This window comes from Undibacterium sp. Ren11W (genome assembly GCF_049340485.1).
Lineage (GTDB): Bacteria > Pseudomonadota > Gammaproteobacteria > Burkholderiales > Burkholderiaceae_D > Undibacterium.
The window spans coordinates 1-1,553 of the sequence record NZ_JBMPPB010000021.1; the positions used below are offsets into that span (position 1 = coordinate 1).

At 53.0% G+C, this 1,553-nt stretch carries 1 pseudogene; it reads right to left on the reverse strand.

Annotated elements, in window-relative coordinates:
- Positions 1 to 312 precede the first annotated feature (312 nt).
- Positions 313 to 1,395: pseudogene (locus ACO0K8_RS22275) on the reverse strand (IS110 family transposase).
- Between the last annotated feature and the right edge of the window lie 158 nt (positions 1,396 to 1,553).

The window sequence follows — 1,553 nt, forward strand, 5'->3', positions numbered from 1 at the left end:
CCATGCGGGTTTTATATGAACACCTTCCATTTGCCAAGATATTTTTTATGTTTTATTAAATAGGTAAAGCTGCAGTTTTATATCCGGCCTTAGAGCAGAGAAATACCCTGCGGGCCCTGATGGAATCTGCTGACTCACGCCTCATTTGCAGCACGGGCTGTTAGCCCTAACCCGCATACAGGTTTGGTGAATCACGGTCTGACCTATTTGCCATCACACTAAAATAGCCTTACGCAAACTGTTAACTTCTTTTTCTTGCTTTACCACTGACTCTCTCCGAGAGTTCAAACTGAGCCATGAAATACCGTAGACTTATCCACGGCGGCGGGCGTGGTCCATCACAAGACCATGAACGCTCGCCGCGGTGGGTACGTCGACCGGCTTCCTACTGACATCCCCACGATCATACTTTTTTCCGTGCGCCAGAAGTGCCCAGATGGTCCGGGCCATTTTGTTCGCCAGTGCCACGACCACGACATTTTTTGGCCGCCGCAGGTTGATCCCTTGTAGCCATGCACCCGGCTCCTTGCTATGCTCCAGAACGGATTGGGCACCGTGGATCAGCAGCGTGCGTAAGTAGGTGTCGCCGCGCTTGCTGATGCCTAGCAATCTCACCTTGCCACCCGTGCCAGTTTGCCCGGGAACGATGCCCAGCCAGGCAGCGAATTGCCGTCCCGAGCTGAACACGGTGGCATTGCCCACGGTAGCGACGACCGCTGTGGCCGTTATTAAGCCCACACCGGGTATTTCTGCGATGTCTTGGCTGGCCTGGTCTTCTTTCATCCAGGTCTGTAATCGCCGCTCAATGTCTGCGACCTGATGATCGAGTGTACCGAGCATGTTCCACCGTTCGCGTAGCGTATCGATCAGGAAGGCCGGTAAGCGCTCATCGAGGCGCACCAGAATACCCGGCATGGCCGCATTGAGCGCGGCGCGGCCGACCGCCATGACTTAGCCAAATTCCGTCAATAACCCGCGCAGTTCATTACTTTGCATCGTGCGAAATTTAATCAGTTGCTGACGCATCCGGTGTAGTGCCGGCACCGCTTGTTGTGCTTCTGTTTTAATCGCCACCGCTTTGATACCTGGCTGCTGCACGGCCATTCTGATGGCACGCGCATCGGCTGCGTCATTCTTGTTGCCCATCACAAAAGCCTTGACCGCTTTACCTGGCATGAGCTTGACGTGATGGCCCATTGCAGTCAGTTGCCGGCCCCAGTGCTGCGCACCACCACAGGCTTCCATGCCGATCAGAGAGGATGTTCGATTCACAAAATAGTCGAGAAATTTCGCGCGTTTGAGCTGTTTATTGAAAACCTCACCGGTTTCCTGATCAACCCAGTGCAACTGAAATACGCTCTTGGCAATGTCGATGCCGTATACGGTATGATTCATTTGGATTCTCCTTCTCTCAAGTGGTTTGGTGTTACAGCTCCACTTTGGCACATCGATGCCGTTGGGTTGTGAGAATCCTTCCTTTTTTCTCTCACTATTGCCCAATTACACTGCCGTTACTCTTTCATCCGGGTGGAAGGTGTTCATTCCATTTGCGG